Origin of the sequence: Microbacterium sp. LWO12-1.2 (assembly GCF_040675875.1) — a bacterium.
Lineage (GTDB): Bacteria > Actinomycetota > Actinomycetes > Actinomycetales > Microbacteriaceae > Microbacterium.
On sequence record NZ_JBEGII010000001.1, the window covers coordinates 1,744,765 to 1,768,856 of the forward strand.

Below are 24,092 nucleotides of genomic sequence, written 5' to 3' on the forward strand. Positions count from 1 at the left end.
GGTCAGTCATTCGTGGTCCCCGCAATCCGCCAGCCGCGCTCCTGCAGCCCCGAGATGGCACCGTGCAGTGCCGCCGGCTCGACGCTGATCTCGGCGAGGCCGAATTGGGCGCCTGGAGAGTGCTCGAGACGCAGATCTTCGACGCTGACGCCGAGGTCGCCGAGGTCGCCGAAGAGACGACCGAGTTGTCCTGCCCTGTCGTCGACCATGACGATGAGCGATTCGAAGCGCTGGTTCTGGCCGTGCTTGCCGGGGAGACGCTCGACGCCGTCGTTTCCATTCCGGATGGTCTCGGCCACCACACGGCGGGCTCCGGGTGCGGTCGGCTCACGCAGCGCGTCGGAGACCTCGCGCAGATCGGCGGCGAGGGAATCGAGGATCTCCACGACAGGGCCCGCGTTGGCGCCGAGGATCTGCACCCAGAGTTCGGGAGCGGATGCGGCGATGCGGGTGGTGTCACGCACGCCCTGCCCTGACAGGCGCAGCGCGCCCTCCTCGGCCTCGGCGAGTCGACCGGCCAGCAGGCTGGCTACGACCTGCGGCACGTGCGAGGTGAGCGCGACCGAGCGGTCGTGCTCCTCCGGGGTCATCTCGAGCGGCATCGCACCGACGTCGAGGGCGAGTGCTTCCACGAGAGCGAGATCGGATGCCGTGGTGTCGCCGTCGCGGCACACCACCCACGGGCGGCCGATGAACAGGTCGGCGCGGGCCGAGATCGCTCCCCCGCGCTCACGACCGGCGAGCGGGTGCGAACCGATGTACCGGGCGAGGTCGACGCCGCGTGACTGCAGCTCGCGGAACGGCTCCAGCTTCACGCTCGCGACGTCGGTGACGACAGCCTCGGGGAATCGGGCGAGCTCGGCTTCGATCACGTCGGCGGTCACGTCGGGCGGAACGGCCACAACGACCAACGACGGACGATCGTCATCTGCTGCGGCACGCCCGGCGCCGTAGTCGATCGCGAGACGCAGCTGCGCAGGCGAGGCATCCGTGAGCACGACGTCCACACCCTTGGCACGCAGCGCATGGCCGATGCTGGCACCGAGCAGACCCGCGCCGACGACGCGGACGGTGCCGGAGAGTCGCGGCGCGACAGACACCCCCTGCCGCCCGGTGGGCATGCTCGTATCAGTCACTCGTTCTCCTGCTCGCCTGGCGCCTCGGCGACACCGGAATCACGGCGCGACAAGGTGAGAAGCGCGCCGAGTTCGATTTTACTCAGTTCCCGGGTCTTTCCCGCCGGGAGCGTTCCCAGGTGCAGCGGACCGAACTGCCGACGGACCAGTTCCGAGACCGGATGACCGACGGCGGCGAGCATCCGACGCACGATGCGGTTGCGGCCGGAGTGCAGTGTCAGCTCCACCAGGCTGGAGTCACGGGAGGTGTCGAGGAGCCGCGCCTTGTCTGCCGCGATCTCGCCGTCCTCGAGCTCGATGCCCTTGGTCAGCTTCGCGATCGTCTGCGCGGTGACGATGCCTTCGACCTTCGCGATGTAGACCTTGGTGACTCCGAACGACGGGTGGGCGAGCACGTGCGCGAGCTCGCCGTCGTTGGTGAGGATGAGCAGTCCGCTCGTCTCCGCATCCAGGCGGCCCACGTTGTAGAGGCGCTCTTCGTAGTCCTCGGTGAAGCGGCGCAGGTCCGGACGGTCGTTCTCGTCGCGCATGCTGCTGACGACACCCGTCGGCTTGTTCAGCATCACGTACCTCTTGGAGACGTCGAGCTGGATCGCGGTGCCATCGACGTCGACCTTGTCGGTCTCGGGGTCGATGCGGCGTCCGAGTTCCGTCACGGTCTGCCCGTTGACACGGATGCGCCCTTCCACGATGTACTGCTCGACCACACGTCGCGAGGCGACACCGGCCGCAGCCAGCACCTTCTGGAGGCGGATGCCTTCGGGAGCGTCGGAGTTCTCGGGAGCGTCGGGGGTTTCGGAGTCGTTCATCGGGTGGGTCCCTTCATGGAAACCGGTCATCGGATGGTGCCCTCGTCGAAGCCGTCGGCGCCATCGTCGAGCAGAGGAGAGATCGGGGGGAGCTCGTCGAGCGAGTTGATGCCGAGGTGCTGCAGCAGCGCATCGGTCGTGCCGTAGTTGATCGCGCCGGTCTCGGAGTCGGCGAAGAGCTCGGTGATGAGGCCGCGGGCGAGGAGCGTGCGCACGACCGAGTCCACATTCACGGCGCGGATGGACGCGACCTGGCTGCGGGTGACCGGCTGCTTGTACGCGATGACCGCAAGGGTCTCGAGCGCCGCCTGGGACAGCCGAGCAGGAGCCTGACCGCCGACGAACTCGGCCACCAGGTCGTCGTGGTCGTCGCGGACGTACAGCCGCCACCCGCCGCCGACCTCGCGCAGCTCGAACCCGCGTCGCGGACCGTGCCCGCGCCCGTCGTAGTCCTCGACGAGCGTCTCGATCGTCTGCCGAACGGCAGGCACGGGAGAACCGACGGCCGCGGCCAGGGCGACCAGTCCGATGGGCTCGTCGATGATCAGCAGGATCGCCTCGATGCGCTCGGCGAGCGGGGTCTCGCGGACGGTGTCTTCGTTCACGCCCTCTGCGGTCACGGAGCCGCCGTCTGCGGTCACTGAGCCTGTCGAAGTGTCATCGGTCATAGTCGGCTCCCAGGCTCGCCAGTGTCTCGTCCGACCAGGTGTCGGCGGCCCAGCGGAGCGTCAGCTCGCCGAGCGGTTCCAGTTGTTCGAAGGACAGCGCCGCATGACGGTACAGCTCCAGCACCGAGATGAAGCGGGCGACGACGATCCCCGGCTCGCTCACGCCGGCGACGAGCTCGCGGAAGCTCACGGATTCGGCGCTGCGCAGCAGCGTGACCACGATCGCCGCCTGTTCACGGATGCTGACCAGCGGCGCGTGCAGATGGTCGAGGCCGACGTGCGGAAGCTCCTTGGGGGCGAACGCGAGCAGCGCGAGGGCGGCGAAGTCCTCGACGCTCAGCGACCACACCAGCTCCGGAGTCTTGCGACGGTGCTTCTCGTCGAGCCGCACGGCGCGCACGTGTCGGCGATCCTCGCGCTGCAGGCACCGGGCGAACCACGCCGACACCTCCTTGAACGCACGGTACTGCAGCAGTCGGGCGAACAGCAGATCGCGTGCTTCGAGCAGTGCGACGGCTTCGGCATCCACCAGCTCGCCCTGCGGCAGGAGACCGGCGACCTTCATGTCGAGCAGCGTCGCGGCGACCACCAGGAACTCGGACGCCTGGTCCAGCTCCTCGTCGTCGTCGAGCTCCTTGAGGTACGCGATGAACTCGTTCGTGACGGCGCTGAGCGACACCTCGGTGATGTCCATCTCGTGCTTGGAGATGAGGTTCAGCAGCAGATCGAAAGGGCCGTCGAAGTTCGACAGGGACACGCGGAATCCATCGACGGGCGGCTCCGGCGTCTCTTCGACAGGAGCGACGGGTGCGACGGCCGTGTCGGCCTCAGGGGTGATCTCGTCAGGCGACGGCGCCACGGGCGACCAGCTCCCGCGCCAGCCGCAGGTAAGCCTGGGCGGCGGCGTGCTCCGGTGCGAACTCGGTGATGGGCACGCCCGATACCGAGGCGTCCGGGAACTTCACCGTGCGGCCGATCACGGTCTCGAGCACGTCGTCGCCGAATGCCTCGACCACGCGCTCGAGCACCTCGCGCGAGTGCAGCGTGCGCGGGTCGTACATGGTCGCCAGCAGGCCGTCCATCGTGATGGAGGGGTTGAGACGGTCACGCACCTTGTCGATCGTCTCGATCAGCAGCGCGACGCCGCGCAGCGCGAAGAACTCGCACTCGAGGGGAATGATCACGCCGTGCGCCGCGGTGAGCGCGTTCACCGTGAGGATGCCGAGCGAGGGCTGGCAGTCGATCAGGATGACGTCGTACTCCCCCGCGACCTGGCGGAGCACCCGGGCGAGGATCGTCTCGCGGGCGACCTCGTTCACGAGGTGCACCTCGGCAGCGGAGAGGTCGATGTTCGCGGGCATGACGTCGAGACCCTCGACGCCGGAGTGCACGATCGCGTCATGCGCGTCACGCTTGGTGTCGAGCAAGAGATCGTAGATCGTCGGCACGTCGTGCGTGGGGATGCCCAGGCCAGCAGACAGCGCGCCCTGCGGGTCGAAGTCCACCGCGAGGACCTTGCGCCCGTACTCTGCGAGGGCCGCGGCGAGGTTGATGGAGGTCGTCGTCTTGCCGACGCCGCCCTTCTGGTTGCACAGGGCGATGATGCGCGCCGGGCCGTGTGACTTCAGCGGCGGGGGCGTCGCGAACCCGTGATAGGGACGACCGGTCGGTCCGAGGGGTGTCTCGTCGGCCTTCTGTGCCTTCACCCTGGACTTTGCCGCTTTCTCAGCCACCGATTCTCCTGCTCCTTCGTGCTTGATCGATTGTAGCGGCCGCCTCTGCTCGAGTCTTTCCGGCGCGCGGCAGGTCACCGCCTCCCGGGCGCGGCGTGCCGGGTTCAGCGGGCGCGGGGATGCGAGGTGGCGTAGATGTCGCGCAGCGTGTCGACCGACACGTGCGTGTAGATCTGCGTGGTCGCGACGGAGGCGTGCCCGAGGAGCTCCTGCACCACGCGCACGTCGGCACCGCCCTGCAGGAGGTGCGTCGCGAAGGAGTGCCGGAGCGTGTGCGGCGACACCTCCGCCGTGATCTGCGCGCGCTCGGCGGCGGCGCGGATGATGAGCCACGCGCTCTGCCGCGAGAGAGGCGCCCCGCGCGCCCCCAGGAACAGGCGCGCCGACGAGTGACCGGCTGCCGCGAGCTGTGGACGCACCCTGGTCAGGTAGGCATCGACGGCCTTACGGGCGAAAGAGCCGATCGGCACGATGCGCTCCTTCGAGCCCTTTCCGCGCAGTCGGAGCACGTCTCCGTGGGCGAGGTCGTCGACGTCGAGTCCCACCGCCTCGGATACTCGTGCACCCGTCGCGTACAGCAGTTCGAGCAGTGCCCGGTCGCGGATGCCGAGCGGCTCCTCGGGGGACGGTGCGGACAGGAGACGTTCGACCTGGTCGATGGTCAGCGCCTTCGGCAGTCGCCGCGGCGCCTTGGGCGGACGCAGACGACCGCTCGGGTCGTCATCCTCGATGCCCTCACGCGCCAGGAAGCGATGCCACCCCCGCACGGAGGACTGCAGGCGAGCCAGGCTCGACGCCGCAGGTCGCGGTTCTGCACCGGCGCGCTCCGCGATGAAGCGTCCGACGATCGCCGGCGTCACCTCGGCGGTGTCCGCCACGCCTTCCGCGCCCAGCCACTCCACGTACGCGCCGAGGTCACGGCGATAGGCCGAGACGGTGTGTACGCTCAGCCCTCGCTCGATCGTGACATGCCGCAGGTACGAGTCGAGGGCGCGTTCGAGCTGCATCCTCAGCTCCGGTCGCGCAGCCTCAGCGACGTCGCGAGCACTCCGAGAGACAGGATGCCGTTGCGCATCCGGCCGGCGAGCACCGCGTCGACGGCGGCATCCAGCGGCACCCATTCCACACGGATGTCGGCTTCCTCGTCCTCGCGGGCGTGGGCGGCGGGCGCCGCGCTGACACCGGTGGCGAGGAAGACGTGGATCAGCTCGTCGTTGCCCCCCGGCGTCGTCCAGGACGACACCAGAGGCTCCCAGTGCGCGGCGACCAGATCGGCCTCCTCTGCGAGCTCTCGTCGGGCGGCCGCCAGCGGCTCCTCCCCCGCGATGTCGAGCAGCCCTGCGGGCAGCTCCCAGTCGCGGTGACGGATCGGATGCCGGTACTGCTGGATGAGCAGCACGCGTTCCTGCTCATCGAGCGCGACGATCGCGACGGCACCGGTGTGCGCGACGTACTGGCGACGGATCTCGCCATCCCCGTAGCGCACGCGGTCGTCGCGCACGTCCCACACCGCGCCCTGGAAGACCAGGTCGGAACTCAGGACCTCGGGCGCGAACGGCTCGTCGCGCAGCTCGTCGAACGGCGAGGACTCAGGCATCGGCGCTGACGTCGAACAGCTCGCTCGCGCGGTGCCGCTCGATCGCCGCACCGACGAGTCCACGGAACAGCGGGTGCGGATCGGTCGGACGCGAACGCAGCTCGGGGTGCGCCTGGGTAGCGATGTAGTACGGGTGCACGTCGCGCGGCAGCTCGACGTACTCGACCAGGTCGAGCTCGGGGTTCAGCCCCGAGAACACCAGGCCGGCCTCGGAGAGACGGTCGCGGTAGGTGTTGTTGACCTCGTAGCGGTGACGGTGACGCTCGGATGCCTCGGCGGAGCCATACAGCTCGCGGGCCAACGATCCCTCGGCGAGAGCCGCCTGGTAGAGGCCGAGGCGCATGGTGCCGCCCAGGTCGCCTCCGTCGAGGATCTCGACCTGCTCCGCCATAGTGGCGATGACGGGCTCAGCCGTCTCGGGGTCGAACTCCGTCGACGACGCTCCGGCGATGCCGGCCACATCGCGGGCGTACTCGATCACCATGCACTGCAGGCCCAGGCAGAGTCCGAGCGTCGGGATGCCCTGCTCGCGCGCGAACTTCAGCGCGCCGAGCTTGCCCTCGATGCCGCGGATGCCGAATCCGCCGGGCACGCAGATGCCGTCGAGCTCGGAGAGCTGCTCCTGCGCTCCTTCGGGTGTCTCGCACAGGTCGGACGGGATCCAGCGGATGTTGACCTTGGTCTCCTGCGCGAAACCACCGGCCTTGAGCGCCTCGGTCACCGACAGGTAGGCGTCGGGCAGGTCGATGTACTTGCCGACCAGGCCGATCGTCACCTCGTGCTTGGGGTTGTGGACCGCGTGCAGCACCTTGCTCCATCGCGTCCAGTCGACCTCGGCCGCGGCCTTCTGGTCGAGCCCCAGGCGGCGGACGATGTACGAGTCGAGGCCCTGATCGTTGAGCGTCGAGGGGATGTCGTAGATGCTCGGCAGGTCGACCGTGTTGATGACGCCCTCGACGTCGACGTCGCACATGAGCGCGATCTTGTTGCGGTTGCTCTCGCTCACAGGGCGGTCGCTGCGCAGCACCAGGGCATCCGGCTGGATGCCGACCTGGCGGAGAGCGGCGACCGAGTGCTGGGTCGGCTTGGTCTTCTGCTCGCCGGAGGCGCCCATGAACGGCACGAGTGACACGTGCACGAAGAACACGCTGTCGCGGCCGAGCTCGTGGCGCAGCTGACGGGCGGATTCGAGGAACGGCTGCGACTCGATGTCGCCGACGGTGCCGCCGACCTCGGTGATGATGACGTCGGGGCGCGGCTCCTCGGAGGCCTGCAGCCGCATGCGGCGCTTGATCTCGTCGGTGATGTGCGGGATGACCTGCACGGTGTCGCCGAGGTACTCGCCACGGCGCTCGCGCGCGATGACCTGCGAGTAGATCTGGCCCGTCGTGACATTCGCGGCCTCGGACAGGTTGATGTCGAGGAATCGCTCGTAGTGACCGATGTCGAGGTCGGTCTCGGCCCCGTCATCCGTGACGAAGACCTCGCCGTGCTGGAACGGGTTCATCGTGCCGGGATCGACGTTCAGGTACGGATCGAGCTTCTGCATCACGACGCGCAGGCCGCGGGCAGTGAGAAGGTTGCCCAGGCTGGCCGCAGTCAGTCCCTTGCCCAAAGACGAGACGACACCACCGGTGACGAAGATGTGCTTCGTCGTGAAATCGCGTTGCGTGGTGTCGTTCTTGGGTCCCGCTGCAGAAGAGTTCATCACGGGCTTCAATCCTAACAGTTCGCGGAGGCGCCGAGACTGAGAAGTTCTCGGGCGTGGGTGAGGGCGGCATCCGAATCGGTCAATCCGGACAGCAGGCGGGCCATCTCCGCCTCGCGCTCGGAGCCCGCCAGACGGCGGACGCTCGAGGCGGTGACCGCTCCATCGTTGGCTTTCACGACGGAGAGATGGTTCGTGGCGAATGCGGCGACCTGGGCGAGATGCGTGACCGCGATGACTTGGGACTTCTCGGCAAGCCGGGCGAGTCGCCGTCCGACCTCGATTGCCGCAGCGCCGCCGATGCCGGCGTCGACTTCGTCGAACACGAAAGTCGGAACGGGGTCGGTTCCGGCGATGACGACCTCGATCGCCAGCATCACCCGAGAGAGCTCTCCCCCGGATGCGCCCTTCGCGACGGACCGCGGTTCGGCGCCAGGATGCGGCGCGAGCAGGATCGAGACGTCGTCCCGTCCATGCGCGCTCTCGGCGCCTTCGGCGACGGCGACCTCGAGACGCGCGTCGGGCATCGCGAGGGCGTGCAGTTCCTCGCTCACCTCGGCGCCCAGTTTCGCGGCTGCCGAGGTGCGAGCGTCGGTCAGGATCTGTGCGTGGCGGTCGAGCTCGGTGCGCACGGCGTCGCGCTCCGCGATCAGGCGATCGACACGGTCATCGTCATCGTCGAGTTCCGCGAGGCGAGCGGAGCCCGACTCCCACAGCGCGATCGCTTCATCGAGCGACCCGTGCGCACGGATCAGCACGCTCAGTGCGGCCCGTCGTTCCTCGACCGTGGCGAGCTCGTGCGGACCGCTCTCGTCGAGGTCGGCGAGGTAGGCAGAGAGCTGCCCCGCCGCATCGGCGATACGGTAGCCGATGTCGGCCAGCACGGCGGCGACCTCGGTGAGTGTTGCATCGGAGGAGCGCTCCAGCACACGCCGCGCCTCGGCGATCGCACCGGTCGCATCCGGTTCGCCCTCTTCGTTCGAGAGTGCATCGTGCGCCTGGGAGGCGGCGAGACGGAGCTCCTCAGCGTTCGCGAGTCGTTCCGCACGAACCGCGAGCTCCTCGTCCTCCCCGGCTTCGGGTGCCGTCGCCTCGATCAGGGCGAGCGCTTCTCGAAGCCGCGAGGCTTCTTCGGCCCGGCGGTCTCGATTCCCGGTGATCTCGGCGATCTCGGAATCGAGTTCCTTCCAGCGCGCAAAGGACTCCGAGTAGCTGGCGAGAGCCGAAGCGATGGGGGCCCCTCCGAACCGGTCGAGCGCGTCACGCTGCGCGACCGCCGAGCGCAGACGGAGTTGCTCCGACTGACCGTGCACCACGACGAGCTCCTCAGCAAGAGCGGACAGCACGCCCGCGGGTGCCGCACGCCCACCGACGCTGGCTCTGCTTCTTCCTTCTGCGCTCAGTGTGCGCGAGACGTAGAGCTCCGCGTTCCCGGAGCCTGCCGGCTCGAGCTCTCCCCCGGCATCAGTCACGATGTCGGCGACGTCGCCGGTCTCGGGAACGATCCAGACACCGGCGACCGATGCCTGTGTGGCACCAGCGCGCACGGCGCCTGAGTCCGCACGTTGCCCGAGCAGCAGACCGAGGCCGGTGACGACCATCGTCTTGCCCGCGCCGGTCTCTCCGGTGATGGCGGTGAACCCCGGACCGAGGGGAAGCACGGCGTCGGCGATCACACCGAGGCCCTGCAGCCGCATCTCCTCGATCATGGCTGCTTCCCCGGTTCCTGCCCTCGCCAGCCCTCGACAGGCAGCTGGAACTTACGCACGAGACGGTCGGTGAAGGCGGTGGGGTGCAGGCGTGCCAGTCGCACCGGGCGTGATGACCGGCGGGCGACGACGCGCGCGCCGGGAGGGAGATCGTGTGAGCGCCGACCGTCGCACCAGAGGATGCCGGACCCGTCGGTGCGCTCGAGCATCTCGATCGCGACAGAGGCCTCGGGGCTGACGACCAGTGGCTTCGCGAACAGTGCGTGCGCCGACAGCGGCACCACGGCGATCGCTTCGACGCTGGGCCAGATCACCGGCCCGCCGGCGGAGAAGTTGTAGGCGGTGGAGCCCGTCGGCGTCGAGATGACCATGCCGTCGCATCCGAAGCTCGACAACGGACGACCGTCGATCTCCAGGACGATCTCGATCATGCGTTCGCGGCTGGCCTTCTCGACCGTGGCCTCGTTCAACGCCCAGGTCTCGTATACGACCGCGCCATCGGCATCCTTGACGCGCACAGAGAGCGCGAGCCGCTCTTCGACCTCGTAGTCGCGCGCGATGACGCGGCGCACCGCGTCATCCATGTCGTCGCGATCGATCTCGGCGAGGAAGCCGACATGACCCATGTTGATGCCGAGCACCGGGGCTCCGGTGTCGCGCACCAGCTCCGCCGCGCGCAGGATGGTGCCGTCGCCGCCCAGGACGATCGCGAGCTCCAGGTCGGCGGGATCCACGGTCGCGCCCAACACGTCGACATCGGCGAACGCCGCATCGACCGCGGCGAGCTCGGTGCGATCATCGGCGGCCAGAACGGGACGCGCACCGGCTCCGCGCAGCGCATCGACGACGCGACGGGCGGCTTCGACGGTATCGACACGGCCGGCGTGCGCGACGACCAGGATGTTCCGCTCGTTCATCGTCCTCCTGCCAACGCGTTGATGCGATCCAACCATTCTGTCGGATTGCTGCCGCGGCCCGGCGCGAGATGCACCAGATACTCGGCGTTGCCATGCGTGCCCAGGATCGGGGAGGGGAGGATGCCGAGCATGCCCAATCCCGCGTCCCAGGCGCTCCAGACGGTGCGGGCGACGGCGTCGGCGCGGGTGGCAGGGTCGGTGACCAATCCCCCGCGTACGGCGGTGCGGCCCACCTCGAACTGCGGCTTGACCAGGAGCACGATGTCGACCTCCGCGTCGGCGGCAGACGCCACAGCGCCGATGGCAGGAAGAACGTGCTCCAAGGAGATGAACGAGAGGTCGCCGACGATGAGGTCGGGAGCGAGGGGTTCGCCGGTGACGCCCGTCAGGTTCTCGGGAGTCATGTACCGGACGTTGTAGCCCTCGACGGAGACGACGCCAGGGTCGGCGGCGATGACCTCAGCCAGCTGGCCGTGACCGACATCGACGGCGAGCACACGGCGGGCGCCGCGCTCGCGGAGAACCTGTGTGAAGCCACCGGTCGATGCGCCCATGTCGAGTGCCAGGCGGTCCGCGGCGGAGATGCCGAACCCGTCGAGCGCGGCGATCAGCTTGTGCGCCGCACGGCCGACATAGTGATCGGCACCCGCGACGGTGATCTCCGCGTCGTCGGACACGGCTGTGGAGGCCTTCACGACCTGCCGGCCGTTCACGCTGACGAGGCCTTCGGCGATGAGAGTGGCGGCGTGGGTACGTGAGCGGGCGATGCCTCGCGCGGCGAGGGCGGCGTCGAGTCGCGTCATCGGTGCGCCGGAGTCTCGCGCTGATCGAGCTTGGCGCCGCTGTCGAGGCGACGGGACAGCTCATCGTGCAGCGCGGAGTACGCATCGGCACGCGCGGGCAGCGGTTGTCCTTCGATCAGACGCAGACGACTCCACAGGCCGTCGGTCGGCGCACTCGTCTCTTCACTCACGCTTCTACTGTACGCGGAGCCTCGGACAGGCGACGGCGCCACGTCGAACCGGGCTCAGGGCGCAGATGGGGGCGCCGTTCAGGGGCGATGGAACGGATCGTCGTAAAGACGCTCCGGCACACGCAGGACGAACACAGGAGTTCCCGATGCCCAGATCGCGGCGGCGCCGGCACGGAGCAGATCGATCTGCGAGCCGGACTCCGAGATGATCTCGACATCGGCTCCAGTGACGCGCACAGCGGCCCCGTTCACCGAGAAGATGCCGTCCTTCTCCACTGCCTCCGGGTAGGGACGGTGAAGGTCGCGCAGGTCGGCGAGGATGTAGGTGGGACGCGACCCCTCGGGCGCGGCCAGCACGTGCTTCGGACGATCGATCCCCGTCAGCACGAGCGCGGACTCGATGCCCACACGGCACGCCCCCATGATGTCGGTGTCGAGGCGGTCACCGATGAACAGCGCTTTGGTCGCACCGAATCGAGCGAGCGCCTCTTCGAAGATCGGCGCCTCCGGCTTTCCGGCGACGGTGGCCAAGCGGCCGATGGCCGTGTGCACAGCGGACACGAGCGTGCCGTTACCGGGCGCCACTCCCCGCTCGCGCGGAATGGTCCAGTCGGTGTTCGTGGCGATCCACGGGATGCCGCCTTCGTCTTCCGGCAGCTTCAGGGCAAACGCGGCCTCGGCCAGATCGGTCCAGGCCACTTCAGGCGCGAACCCCTGTACGACCGCACTCGGCGCATCCTCCGCGCTGCGGGTGACCGTGTAGCCGGCCTTCTCGACCTCGTCGACCAGACCATCCCCGCCCACCACGAGAATCGTCGCCGGTGCGGGAAGGATGCCGGTCAACAGCCGCATGGCCGCCTGTGGGCTGGTCACCACGTCAGACGCGGTCACCTCGAGCCCCAGGCTGCTCAGGTGCTCGGCGACAGACGCGTCAGTGCGCGCCGCGTTGTTGGTGATGTAACCGAGACGGGCAGACTTTCCCGCCTCGTTGAGGCTGTCGACCGCGAAGGGCAGAGCTCCCGGGCCGGCATAGACCACCCCGTCCAGGTCCGCGAGGACCGTGTCCACCCCGGCGAGCGGCGTGGACGGCGTGGAAGAGGCGGGCCGAGCCCGGGAGAACAGCCCCATTACGCGTCCCGCTCCGTGGCCTCGGTCTCGGTCGCGGAGTCGAGGGCATCAGCAGCGGATGCATCTGCGTCGTCGTCGGTCTCGCCCAGGAGCTCGCGCACCTCGTCCTCGACCGTAGGCTCTGCGTCTGCCTCCGCCACTGCGTCTGCGTCTGCGTCTGCGTCTGCGTCTGCGTCTGCGTCTGCATCGTCCGAAATCACGTCCTCGTCGTCGGACGGTTCGGATGCAGCGGCGGAACCGCCTTCTGCAGGCTCGTCGTCGAGGTACTCGTCTTCGATCAGACCGTCTTCGACGATGAGCTCCTCATCACCGGCTTCGTCGACACCGAGCGCCTCGGCAGCGACCTCGGCGCGATGAGCCCAGAAGGCAGCCTCGTCGTCGCGTCCGAGGTCTTCGAGAACCGCGGCGCGCGCCGCGAAGAGCGCAGGGCTCCACTCGAAGGCCCGGTCCGGATCGAGCTCGGGGATCTCGAGCTCGCCGAGCGCGAGCTCCAGGTCGCCCTGGTCGAGGCGGGCCCCGGACATGGCGATCGCGAGAGAAACACGGACCGGAGTGGGCAGCGCGGAGCGATCGACAGCACGACCGGTCTCGAGCGCGCGATCCGGGCGTCCGATACCGCGTTCGCTGTCGACCATGAGGGCGATCTGGTCGTCCTTGCCGGAGATGCGACGGTAGGTGCGCAGCTCGCGCAATGCGAGAGCGAAGTCCTCATTCGCGTAGGCCGTGATGCCGAGGGTCTCGCGCACGATGGCGATACGGCCGGCACGACGCGACGCGGCCAACGCGTGCTCGTGAGCGAGCGCGGGCTCCTCGTCGATCAGACGCGATGCCATGGCGAGGTGCTGCGCCACGACTTCGGCGTTCTCCTTGCTCAGCGTCTTGAGCTCGTTGCGAGCGGACGTGTGCAGATCGCGGGCAGTGACATCGTCGGGGATAAGAGGGTCATTCGAGCGCGGACGCTCGTTGGTGGCCTGCACCGGACGCTCGCGGCCCGCTCCCCCGCGCTGCGGGAAGGAACGCGCGCGGTCGCGGTCACCGCCCTCACGACGAGGAGCGGAGTCGCGGTTGTAGCTGCCGCCCTCACGGCGGGGTGCGGAATCGCGGTTGTACCCGCCACCCTCACGCCGGGGCGCGGAGTCGCGGTTGTAGCTGCCACCCTCACGGCGCGGTGCCGAGTCGCGGTTGTACCCGCCGGAGCGGTTGTCGTCGCGGCGGGGAGCGGAGTCGCGGTTGTAGCTGCCGCCCTCACGACGAGGAGCGGAGTCGCGGTTGTACCCGCCGGAGCGGTTGTCGTCACGGCGGGGTGCGGAGTCGCGGTTGTAGCTGCCGCCCTCACGACGGGGAGCGGAGTCACGGTTGTAGCCACCGCCCTCACGACGGGGCGCGGAGTCACGGTTGTAGCCACCGCCCTCACGACGGGGCGCGGAGTCACGGTTGTAGGTCCCGCCCTCACGGCGCGGTGCGGAGTCGCGGTTGTACCCGCCAGAGCGGTTATCGTCACGGCGCGGGGCGGAGTCGCGGTTGTAGCTGCCACCCTCACGACGGGGAGCGGAGTCACGGTTGTACCCGCCGGAGCGGTTGTCGTCGCGACGCGGCGCGGAGTCGCGGTTATAACCGCCACCCTCACGACGAGGTGCAGCGTCACGGTTGTACCCGCCGGAGCGGTTATCGTCACGGCGCGGCGCGGAGTCGCGGTTGTAGCTGCCACCCTCACGGCGCGGCGCGGAATCGCGGTTGTACCCGCCACCCTCACGGCGCGGCGCGGAATCGCGGTTGTACCCGGCGCCACCCTCACGACGAGGTGCAGCGTCACGGTTGTACCCGCCAGAGCGATTGTCGTCGCGCCGGGGCGCGGAGTCGCGGTTGTAGCTGCCACCCTCACGACGCGGTGCCGAGTCGCGGTTGTACCCGCCGGAGCGATTGTCGTCCCGACGCGGCGCGGAGTCGCGGCTGTAGCCACCGCCCTCACGGCGCGGGGCCGAATCGCGGTTGTAACCGCCACCCTCACGACGCGGGGCCGAGTCACGGCTGTACCCGCCGGAGCGATTGTCATCCCGACGCGGCGCAGAATCGCGGTTGTAACCGCCACCCTCACGACGAGGAGCGCCGTCACGGTTCGATGCGGGACGACCACCGGAAGGGCGCTGATTGCGCGATCCACTGTCGTCGTTGCGACGCGGACGGCGCTCTTCCTCTTCCGGCATGATGCTCCCTGTTGTATTTCGTGTAAACGCAAAATGGCCACCCATCGATGGGTGGCCATTTGCTTAAAAGAAGTCCGGCGGTGTCCTACTCTCCCACAGGGTCCCCCCTGCAGTACCATCGGCGCTGTGAGGCTTAGCTTCCGGGTTCGGAATGTAACCGGGCGTTTCCCTCACGCTATGGCCGCCGAAACACTATTGATGTTTCAATCAAACACATAACAAAGTCATTGTTGTTATGCGGTTCTCGACCGTACATCGAGAACCACTCAGTGGACGCGTAGCACCAACAAACGGTGTGTTATCAAGTCATCGGCTTATTAGTACCAGTCAGCTGCATGCATTGCTGCACTTCCACATCTGGCCTATCAACCCAGTAGTCTGGCTGGGAGCCTCTCACCCGAAGGTATGGAAATCTCATCTTGAGGCCGGCTTCCCGCTTAGATGCTTTCAGCGGTTATCCATCCCGAACGTAGCTAATCAGCGGTGCTCCTGGCGGAACAACTGACACACCAGAGGTTCGTCCAACCCGGTCCTCTCGTACTAGGGTCAGATCCTCTCAAATTTCCTACGCGCGCAGCGGATAGGGACCGAACTGTCTCACGACGTTCTAAACCCAGCTCGCGTACCGCTTTAATGGGCGAACAGCCCAACCCTTGGGACCTACTCCAGCCCCAGGATGCGACGAGCCGACATCGAGGTGCCAAACCATGCCGTCGATATGGACTCTTGGGCAAGATCAGCCTGTTATCCCCGAGGTACCTTTTATCCGTTGAGCGACAGCGCTTCCACAAGCCACTGCCGGATCACTAGTCCCGACTTTCGTCCCTGCTCGACCTGTCAGTCTCACAGTCAAGCTCCCTTGTGCACTTACACTCGACACCTGATTGCCAACCAGGTTGAGGGAACCTTTGGGCGCCTCCGTTACTTTTTGGGAGGCAACCGCCCCAGTTAAACTACCCACCAGGCACTGTCCCTGAACCGGATTACGGTTCGAAGTTAGATATCCAGAGTGACCAGAGTGGTATTTCAACAATGACTCCACACGAACTGGCGTCCATGCTTCAAAGTCTCCCACCTATCCTACACAAGCCACACCGAACACCAATACCAAGCTGTAGTAAAGGTCACGGGGTCTTTCCGTCCTGCTGCGCGTAACGAGCATCTTTACTCGTAATGCAATTTCGCCGAGTTCGCGGTTGAGACAGTTGGGAAGTCGTTACGCCATTCGTGCAGGTCGGAACTTACCCGACAAGGAATTTCGCTACCTTAGGATGGTTATAGTTACCACCGCCGTTTACTGGGGCTTAAATTCTCAGCTTCGCCTTGCGGCTAACCGGTCCTCTTAACCTTCCAGCACCGGGCAGGCGTCAGTCCGTATACATCGTCTTGCGACTTGGCACGGACCTGTGTTTTTAGTAAACAGTCGCTACCCACTAGTCTCTGCGGCCTCCAAACGCTTTCGGGAGTAAATCCCTATACGCCGAAGGCCCCCCTTCTCCCGAAGTTACGGGGGCATTTTGCCGAGTTCCTTAACCACGATTCTCTCGATCTCCTTGGTATTCTCTACCTGACCACCTGAGTCGGTTTGGGGTACGGGCGGCTAGAACCTCGCGTCGATGCTTTTCTTGGCAGCATAGGATCACCCACTTTTTATCCGCATCGTGTCTCAGCCTATGTGAGAGACGGATTTGCCTATCTCTCGGCCTACGCACTTGCACCAGGACAACCATCGCCTGGCTTGGGCTACCTTCCTGCGTCACACCTGTTAATACGCTAACCGCACCAGAATGGGGTCGTGCGCTAGGCCCAGAGCGTCACCCCGAAGGGATCAGTCACTGGGATTCAGACACTTAGCACTACTGGATTAGCTTGGGCGGTTCTTCGCCGGTACGGGAATATCAACCCGTTGTCCATCGACTACGCCTGTCGGCCTCGCCTTAGGTCCCGACTTACCCAGGGAAGATTAGCTTGACCCTGGAACCCTTGGTCTTTCGGAGGACGTGTTTCTCACACGTCATTCGCTACTCATGCCTGCATTCTCACTCGTGTAGCCTCCACGGCTGGTTTACACCGCCGCTTCGCTGGCCACACGACGCTCTCCTACCCATCAATACGGCTGGACCACGAAGGCCTACCAAAAATATCAATGCCACAACTTCGGTGGCGTGCTTGAGCCCCGTTACATTGTCGGCGCGGAATCACTTGACCAGTGAGCTATTACGCACTCTTTCAAGGGTGGCTGCTTCTAAGCCAACCTCCTGGTTGTCAAAGCAACTCCACATCCTTTCCCACTTAGCACGCGCTTTGGGACCTTAGTTGGTGGTCTGGGTTGTTTCCCTCTCGACTATGAAGCTTATCCCCACAGTCTCACTGCTGCGCTCTCACTTACCGGCATTCGGAGTTTGGCTGACGTCAGTAACCTTGTAGGGCCCATCGGCCATCCAGTAGCTCTACCTCCGGCAAGAAACACGCAACGCTGCACCTAAATGCATTTCGGAGAGAACCAGCTATCACGAAGTTTGATTGGCCTTTCACCCCTATCCACAGCTCATCCCCTCAGTTTTCAACCTAAGTGGGTTCGGTCCTCCACGACGTCTTACCGTCGCTTCAACCTGGCCATGGATAGATCACTTCGCTTCGGGTCTAGGACATGCGACTGAATCGCCCTATTCAGACTCGCTTTCGCTACGGCTACCCCACACGGGTTAACCTCGCCACATATCGCTAACTCGCAGGCTCATTCTTCAAAAGGCACGCTGTCACCCCTACTAAGGAGGCTCCAACGGTTTGTAAGCAAACGGTTTCAGGTACTATTTCACTCCCCTCCCGGGGTACTTTTCACCTTTCCCTCACGGTACTTGTCCGCTATCGGTCATCTGGGAGTATTTAGGCTTATCAGGTGGTCCTGACAGATTCACACGGGATTTCACGGGCCCCGTGCTACTTGGGATACTCTTCGCGCCAAGAGAGGCATTTCGACTACGGGGTTGGCACCCTCTATGACCGGCCTTTCAAGACCGTTCGTCTATACCTTCTTGTAACGCCGCCATCTCGGCAGAGATGACTGAAAAGTCCCACAACCCCCAACGTGCAACGCCTGCCGGCTATCACACACGCTAGGTTTAGCCTGTTCCGGTTTCGCTCGCCACTACTAACGGAATCGCGGTTGCTTTCTCTTCCTGTGGGTACTGAGATGTTTCACTTCCCCACGTTCCCTCTACCCGCCCTATATATTCAGGCGGGAGTCACTAGGTCGGCACGCCGCCCAGCGGGGTTTCCCCATTCGGACACCCTCGGATCAAAACTTGCTTATCAGTTCCCCGAGGCTTATCGCAGATTGCTACGTCCTTCTTCGGCTCCAGATGCCAAGGCATCCACCGTTTGCTCTTAAAGACTTGAAATCACATGAGTTTGAATCAGAATCGACACCAGACCCCGAAAGGTCCGGCATGAAATTGACTAATGATCTTTAAGATCATCTTGTGCAACAACCCGAAGGCTGTTGCAAGATGCTCGCGTCCACTGTGTAGTTCTCAAAGTACGGGCGGTACCCCAACCAGCACCCAGACAAAAGCCCAGAAACCAGAAGAGGTCCAGAGGTACAGACTCGAATCCCGAAAGATCCGCATCCGGTCCCTCAGGACCCAACAGCGTGCAGACACCGACCCCCTCACCCAGAACCTTCCAACCGCAAGCGGCGTACTAGTTCCGAGATCAGATCTCGATGCCATGTCAAATGTTCCACCCATGAGCTCCCAGCGAAGAACGTATGCCTTCGATCTGGGTTCTGGACTCCGAAGAGTCAGATGCTCCTTAGAAAGGAGGTGATCCAGCCGCACCTTCCGGTACGGCTACCTTGTTACGACTTAGTCCTAATTACCGATCCCACCTTCGACGGCTCCCTCCACAAGGGTTAGGCCACCGGCTTCAGGTGTTACCGACTTTCATGACTTGACGGGCGGTGTGTACAAGACCCGGGAACGTATTCACCGCAGCGTTGCTGATCTGCGATTACTAGCGACTCCGACTTCATGAGGTCGAGTTGCAGACCTCAATCCGAACTGGGACCGGCTTTTTGGGATTCGCTCCACCTCGCGGTATTGCAGCCCTTTGTACCGGCCATTGTAGCATGCGTGAAGCCCAAGACATAAGGGGCATGATGATTTGACGTCATCCCCACCTTCCTCCGAGTTGACCCCGGCAGTATCCCATGAGTTCCCACCATTACGTGCTGGCAACATAGAACGAGGGTTGCGCTCGTTGCGGGACTTAACCCAACATCTCACGACACGAGCTGACGACAACCATGCACCACCTGTTTACGAGTGTCCAAAGAGTTGACCATTTCTGGCCCGTTCTCGTATATGTCAAGCCTTGGTAAGGTTCTTCGCGTTGCATCGAATTAATCCGCATGCTCCGCCGCTTGTGCGGGTCCCCGTCAATTCCTTTGAGTTTTAGCCTTGCGGCCGTACTCCCCAGGCGGGGAACTTAATGCGTTAGCTGCGTCACGGAATCCGTGGAATGGACCCCACAACTAGTTCCCAACGTTTACGGGGTGGACTACCAGGGTATCTAAGCCTGTTTGCTCCCCACCCTTTCGCTCCTCAGCGTCAGTTACGGCCCAGAGATCTGCCTTCGCCATCGGTGTTCCTCCTGATATCTGCGCATTCCACCGCTACACCAGGAATTCCAATCTCCCCTACCGCACTCTAGTCTGCCCGTACCCACTGCAGGCCGGAGGTTGAGCCTCCGGATTTCACAGCAGACGCGACAAACCGCCTACGAGCTCTTTACGCCCAATAATTCCGGATAACGCTTGCGCCCTACGTATTACCGCGGCTGCTGGCACGTAGTTAGCCGGCGCTTTTTCTGCAGGTACCGTCACTTTCGCTTCTTCCCTGCTAAAAGAGGTTTACAACCCGAAGGCCGTCATCCCTCACGCGGCGTTGCTGCATCAGGCTTGCGCCCATTGTGCAATATTCCCCACTGCTGCCTCCCGTAGGAGTCTGGGCCGTGTCTCAGTCCCAGTGTGGCCGGTCACCCTCTCAGGCCGGCTACCCGTCGACGCCTTGGTGAGCCATTACCTCACCAACAAGCTGATAGGCCGCGAGCCCATCCCCAACCGAAATTCTTTCCAGACGCAGACCATGCGGTCACGTCACATATCCAGTATTAGACGCCGTTTCCAGCGCTTATCCCAGAGTCAGGGGCAGGTTGCTCACGTGTTACTCACCCGTTCGCCACTGATCCCACAGAGCAAGCTCCGTGTTCACCGTTCGACTTGCATGTGTTAAGCACGCCGCCAGCGTTCATCCTGAGCCAGGATCAAACTCTCCGTAAAAAAGAAATGCATACCCCACCGGGAAAACGGTGACGCAGCGAGTTTGATGCTGACCAAAGAGACAAATTCATTGCTGACTTCATCCATTGCCAACCCCCCGGAAGGGATTGGTCTTTGATCCAAAGGAATTCTCACCCAGCCGAAGCTAGACGAGGATAATTTGGCATTTGACAAGTGCACGCTGTTGAGTTCTCAAGGATCGGATGCTCCCACGACCCAGTCATCACAACCAGGCCCGAAGGGCAACTTCTCTATCTTACCCACCCGGCCCCGCAAGTCAAATCGACGCGCCGTCCGGATCTTCAGATCCGATGCGCAGTCAGAACGACCGCAGAAGGGGTGGACCTCCCATTCTAGACGCAAGCGTCAAACCTCTCAAGAGAGGATCTGAATCGGGAGTGGCTCTGCCACTTGAGGGGGGTGAGGCTCTCGGCCTCTCCGCTTCCCTGTGGGGCGAACAAGTAATAAGTTACGCGGATCCCGGGGTTCTGGCAAATCGGGGCACACCCCCCGGGCGTGTCGAGGCGGCTGTCAGGACGGTTTCCCCGGATCAGCGTCGATTTTCCGTCAGATCGCCGCCAGGAGTACGATCGCGCCATGCTCAAGCTCCCCGACCAGCTCCTTGATCCTCGGGACGCTTCGTGTCTCGCCGAGGTCCGCTACGGGCGTGCGCTCTGCGCCGCGAGTCTCCGCGCGATGAGCGGCCGATGAACGCGGGGCGCCGCCTTCTCTCCCGTATCTGGAGAGACCTGGGCGCAGAACCAGGACTGATCGATCACGCGCTTCCCTCCGGCGTCCCCGTACCGCTTCCGTCCCGACTCGCGACCGGTGATCTCGCGTGGGCGAGTGTGGCGGCAGCGGCCTGTGCAACAGGCGGCGATGCCATGGCGCTGGACCCCCATCGCATCGCGGCCGCGTTCCGGAGCGATCGCGTGCTCACGATCGACGGCGCCACTCCCCCGGTGTGGTCTCCCTTCTCCGGCTTCTGGCGCACGCGCGACGGGTGGGTGCGCACACACGGCAACTACCCGCATCACGCCACCCGGCTCCGCTTGGCCCTGCGCCTCGCAGAGACAGCCGGCGCGGATCAGGTCCGCGATGCCCTCGCAGATCGCACCTCGATGGATGCCGCCACCGCGATCACGGCGGCAGGTGGGCTCGCCGTCCCCGTCCGTGTTGAGGATCCCGCCGCCGATGCGGCCCTCCGCTCCCATCCGCTCCTCGACGTCCGAAGGCTCGAGAATCCGAAGGCTTCCTCGCACCGCACACCCATCTCGACGGATCGCCCTCTCGAGGGCATCCGCGTGTTGGATCTCACCCGCGTGATCGCCGGCCCCGTGTGCACGCGCACCCTGGCGCTGCTGGGCGCCGATGTGCTGCGCATCGACCCGCCTCATCTGGCGGAACCGGAGTGGCAGCATCTCGACACGGGGCATGGCAAGCGCACGGCGCTCCTGGATGCACGCTCCACCCAGATGCACGAGTTGCTCGCCGCCGCGGATGTCGCGGTGCTCGGGTACCGGCCGGAGGCGCTCGACCGACTCGGCCTCGCACCGGGCGATCTGACCGAGAGGTACCCCGGGCTGCTGGTCGCGCGACTGAGCGCGTGGGGCGCCGAGCATCCACTGCGCGCGGGCTTCGACAGCCTGGTGCAGGCGGAGTCGGGGATCGCGTGGATCGAATCACCCGATGGCGACCGTCCTGGCGCACTGCCTGCTCAAGCGCTGGACCACAGCGCCGGCTATCTTCTGGCCGCCGCCCTGATCTCGCTGCTCCGACGCCGCGCCGAGGAGGGCGGGTCGTGGCAGGTGCAGACCTCACTTCGACGTGTGGCCGCCGAGTTGCTCGGGATGCCTCGCCGATCGGAGCCCGCGGAGGAGATCGCACTCGACCCTGAACTCCACACCACCCGCTTCGAGGTGGCCGGGCATGCGTTGATCACAGCTGCTCCGGCGATCCCCGGCTTCGAGTTCGCCGCCCCGCGTCCGTGGGGCGAGGATCAACCGCGCTGGTGAGGGCGCGATGACAGCGAGAGGATCACGCACATCACGAGCGTGATCGCTCCCCACAGTGCACACGCGGGTGGGAGCACCCGATACGCGAGGTGCTGCAGGGTGAACGCGTCGGTCAGCGGGCCGTATACCGCGAGTCCGATGAGCCACGCCGCGACGAGGATCACCGGAAGCGACACCCACCACACGACCCGGACCACGTTCGGCACGCGTTGCGCGGCGTCGGGACGCACGACGCTGCGCCGCAATCGGAGCACCGCCCAGAGACCGATACCCGCGAGGCCCAGGACACTGGATCCGTACTGCAGCCACTTGTACCCGAGCAGCGGTCCCCACATCTCGTCGAGCGCCGGGAATATCTCCACCCCCCAGCGTCCCTCATGCGTGAAGAGATCCCACAGGATGTGCGACAGCACTCCGAGGATCAGCGAGACCACCAGCAGCACCGGATACACACGCCGCTGCCCGACGCCGACCGCGCGCCCTGCCGCCACCACGCCGGAGTCGCTCCACTCCGCAGGCAGCCGCCGGGCGAGCCAGAACGGCGTGAGCTCGGGAACCGCGGGACGCAGCACGACACGCCAGAGCAGGAAGAGCACGAACGTCAGCAGCGCCGTCCACACGACGTTGCCCGGGGTGTGGGTGAACGTGTAGTTCAGGCCCACACCCCGGACGAACAGCGGCAGGTCCGGTGTCATCGCTCCGATCGCGATCGCCGCCGGCACCAGAGGCGTACGGATGAAAGGCAACGCGACGATCGCATGACTCGGAGTGAACGGCATCCGCTCTCCTCAGGGGTCGTCGCGCCTCAGCGCACGGGAACAGCTAGGCGGAAAATGCGGCTCAGGCGAGGAAGACGCCGGCGAGGGTCTTCTTGCCGCGCCGCAGCACCGAGACACCACCCGGAAGAGTCCCCTGCACGGTCGCCGCCTCGTCTTCCACGCGCACGCCGTCGAGGGAGACGCCGCCCTGGGCGATCGCGCGACGCGCCTCCGAGAGGCTCGAGACGAGAGTGGTCGCGACGAGCGCCTCGACCACGGGTGTCCCCGTAGCGACCGTGGCGTTCGGCAGCTCCTCCAGCGCCGTTCGCAGCGTCGCGGCGTCGAGCGCGGTCAGGTCTCCCTGCCCGAACAGCGCTTCGGATGCCGCGATCACGGCGGCCGTCGCGTCGACACCGTGCACCGTGACGCACACCTCGAGCGCGAGACGCTTCTGCGCCGCGCGCCGGAACGGTTCGGACTCGACCAGCGCCGCGTACTCCTCGATCTCGGCACGACTGAGGAACGTGAAGACCTTGAGGCGGTCGATCACGTCGGCATCCGTCGTGCTGAGCCAGAACTGGTACATGCGGTACGGGCTGCACATCTCGGCGTCGAGCCAGATCGCGTTGCCCTCGCTCTTGCCGAACTTCGTGCCGTCGCTGTTCGTGATCAGCGGTGTGCCGATCGCGTGCGCCGAAACACCCTCGGCACGACGGATGAGGTCGGTACCGCTGGTCAGGTTGCCCCACTGATCGGAGCCACCGGTCTGGAGCACGCAGTCGTACTGACGGTACAGCTCGAGGAAGTCCATACCCTGCAGGATCTGGTAGCTGAACTCGGTGTAGCTGATGCCTTCGTCGGAGTTCAGTCGCGCAGCGACCGCATCCTTCTTCAGCATCGTGCCCACGCGGTAGTGCTTGCCGATCTCCCGCAGGAAGTCGATCGCCGACATCGGCGCGGTCCAGTCGAGGTTGTTCACGATGCGCGCCGCGTTGTCACCGTCGAAGCTCAGGTAGCGCTCGACCTGCGCGCGCAGTCGACCGACCCACTCCTCGACGGTCTCGCGCGTGTTCAGCGTGCGCTCCGCGGTCGGACGCGGATCGCCGATGAGACCGGTCGAGCCGCCGACGAGCCCGAGGGGCTTGTGTCCTGCGAGCTGGATACGACGGAGCGTCAGCAGCTGGACCAGGTTGCCCAGGTGCAGGCTCGGCGCCGTCGGATCGAACCCGCAGTAATACGTGATGGGGTCTCCCGCGAGCAGGGCGCGCAGCGCCTCCTGGTCGGTGGACACGTGGACGAGCCCGCGCCACAGCAGTTCGTCCCACACGTTCTCGAACGTGGGGTCGATCGCCGGTGCAGCGGTCGTCAATGGGGTTTCAGACACGCGCTCCAGGCT

17 protein-coding genes and 3 rRNA genes are annotated in these 24,092 nt (G+C 65.5%); 1 reads left to right on the top strand and 19 read right to left on the bottom strand.

Annotated elements, in window-relative coordinates; translation table 11 throughout:
- Positions 1–2: 2 nt before the first annotated feature.
- From MRBLWO12_RS08365 to MRBLWO12_RS08445, 17 genes are all read right to left on the bottom strand, one after another.
- A complete protein-coding gene (locus MRBLWO12_RS08365) occupies positions 3–1,121 on the bottom strand; it encodes a prephenate dehydrogenase (RefSeq protein WP_363558561.1) in 1,119 nt (372 codons plus the stop codon).
- An 11-nt stretch (positions 1,122–1,132) separates the two neighbouring features.
- On the bottom strand, positions 1,133–1,945 hold the full coding sequence (locus MRBLWO12_RS08370; RefSeq protein ID WP_363554472.1) for a pseudouridine synthase: 813 nt from the start codon (positions 1,943–1,945) through the stop codon (positions 1,133–1,135).
- Between the two features lie 26 nt (positions 1,946–1,971).
- Positions 1,972–2,613 carry an SMC-Scp complex subunit ScpB gene (gene scpB, locus MRBLWO12_RS08375; protein WP_363554474.1) on the bottom strand — a complete coding sequence of 214 codons (642 nt, stop codon included), beginning with the start codon at positions 2,611–2,613 and terminating at the stop codon, positions 1,972–1,974.
- Positions 2,603–3,472, bottom strand: coding sequence for a segregation and condensation protein A (locus MRBLWO12_RS08380; RefSeq protein ID WP_363554476.1), 870 nt, complete (start codon positions 3,470–3,472; stop codon positions 2,603–2,605). The genes scpB and MRBLWO12_RS08380 overlap by 11 nt, the downstream gene beginning before the upstream one ends.
- The gene (locus MRBLWO12_RS08385; protein WP_363554478.1) at positions 3,456–4,346 is read right to left on the bottom strand and encodes a ParA family protein; all 891 of its coding nucleotides are present in this window, start codon (positions 4,344–4,346) and stop codon (positions 3,456–3,458) included. The genes MRBLWO12_RS08380 and MRBLWO12_RS08385 overlap by 17 nt, the downstream gene beginning before the upstream one ends.
- Before the next feature lie 104 nt (positions 4,347–4,450).
- Positions 4,451–5,353, bottom strand: coding sequence for a site-specific tyrosine recombinase XerD (gene xerD, locus MRBLWO12_RS08390; RefSeq protein ID WP_363554480.1), 903 nt, complete (start codon positions 5,351–5,353; stop codon positions 4,451–4,453).
- 2 nt (positions 5,354–5,355) lie between these two features.
- Positions 5,356–5,943: an NUDIX hydrolase gene (locus MRBLWO12_RS08395; RefSeq protein ID WP_363554482.1), complete on the bottom strand. Its 588-nt coding sequence runs from the start codon at positions 5,941–5,943 to the stop codon at positions 5,356–5,358.
- Complete coding sequence (locus MRBLWO12_RS08400; RefSeq protein ID WP_363554484.1) at positions 5,936–7,651, bottom strand: CTP synthase; 1,716 nt, start codon at positions 7,649–7,651, stop codon at positions 5,936–5,938. Before MRBLWO12_RS08400 ends, MRBLWO12_RS08395 begins: the two co-directional genes overlap by 8 nt.
- Before the next feature lie 14 nt (positions 7,652–7,665).
- On the bottom strand, positions 7,666–9,360 hold the full coding sequence (gene recN / locus MRBLWO12_RS08405) for a DNA repair protein RecN (protein WP_363554486.1): 1,695 nt from the start codon (positions 9,358–9,360) through the stop codon (positions 7,666–7,668).
- Entirely contained in the window at positions 9,357–10,277 is a 921-nt protein-coding gene (locus MRBLWO12_RS08410) for an NAD kinase (RefSeq protein WP_363554488.1), read from the bottom strand. Before MRBLWO12_RS08410 ends, recN begins: the two co-directional genes overlap by 4 nt.
- A complete protein-coding gene (locus MRBLWO12_RS08415; protein ID WP_363554490.1) occupies positions 10,274–11,080 on the bottom strand; it encodes a TlyA family RNA methyltransferase in 807 nt (268 codons plus the stop codon). Before MRBLWO12_RS08415 ends, MRBLWO12_RS08410 begins: the two co-directional genes overlap by 4 nt.
- A complete protein-coding gene (locus MRBLWO12_RS08420; protein WP_363554491.1) occupies positions 11,077–11,250 on the bottom strand; it encodes a hypothetical protein in 174 nt (57 codons plus the stop codon). Before MRBLWO12_RS08420 ends, MRBLWO12_RS08415 begins: the two co-directional genes overlap by 4 nt.
- 78 nt (positions 11,251–11,328) lie before the next feature.
- A complete protein-coding gene (locus tag MRBLWO12_RS08425; protein WP_363554493.1) occupies positions 11,329–12,378 on the bottom strand; it encodes an HAD-IIA family hydrolase in 1,050 nt (349 codons plus the stop codon).
- Positions 12,378–14,582, bottom strand: a complete 2,205-nt coding sequence (locus tag MRBLWO12_RS08430) for a primosomal protein (RefSeq protein WP_363554495.1) — start codon at positions 14,580–14,582, stop codon at positions 12,378–12,380. Before MRBLWO12_RS08430 ends, MRBLWO12_RS08425 begins: the two co-directional genes overlap by 1 nt.
- A gap of 72 nt (positions 14,583–14,654) precedes the next feature.
- Positions 14,655–14,771: ribosomal RNA gene (gene rrf / locus MRBLWO12_RS08435) — 5S ribosomal RNA — on the bottom strand.
- A 108-nt stretch (positions 14,772–14,879) separates the two neighbouring features.
- Positions 14,880–17,983, bottom strand: a 23S ribosomal RNA gene (locus MRBLWO12_RS08440).
- Positions 17,984–18,399: 416 nt separating this feature from the next.
- A 16S ribosomal RNA gene (locus MRBLWO12_RS08445) occupies positions 18,400–19,923 on the bottom strand.
- The 16S, 23S and 5S rRNA genes sit together here, the layout of an rRNA operon.
- A 707-nt stretch (positions 19,924–20,630) precedes the next feature.
- Here MRBLWO12_RS08445 and MRBLWO12_RS08450 point away from each other — a divergent pair.
- A complete protein-coding gene (locus MRBLWO12_RS08450; protein ID WP_363554497.1) occupies positions 20,631–21,938 on the top strand; it encodes a CoA transferase in 1,308 nt (435 codons plus the stop codon).
- Here the strand turns inward: MRBLWO12_RS08450 and MRBLWO12_RS08455 are convergent.
- Positions 21,923–22,717, bottom strand: a complete 795-nt coding sequence (locus tag MRBLWO12_RS08455; protein ID WP_363554499.1) for a DUF4184 family protein — start codon at positions 22,715–22,717, stop codon at positions 21,923–21,925. The two genes, MRBLWO12_RS08450 and MRBLWO12_RS08455, sit on opposite strands and share 16 nt — an antisense overlap.
- A 61-nt stretch (positions 22,718–22,778) precedes the next feature.
- On the bottom strand, positions 22,779–24,080 hold the full coding sequence (gene tyrS / locus MRBLWO12_RS08460; protein WP_363554501.1) for a tyrosine--tRNA ligase: 1,302 nt from the start codon (positions 24,078–24,080) through the stop codon (positions 22,779–22,781).
- Positions 24,081–24,092 lie beyond the last annotated feature (12 nt).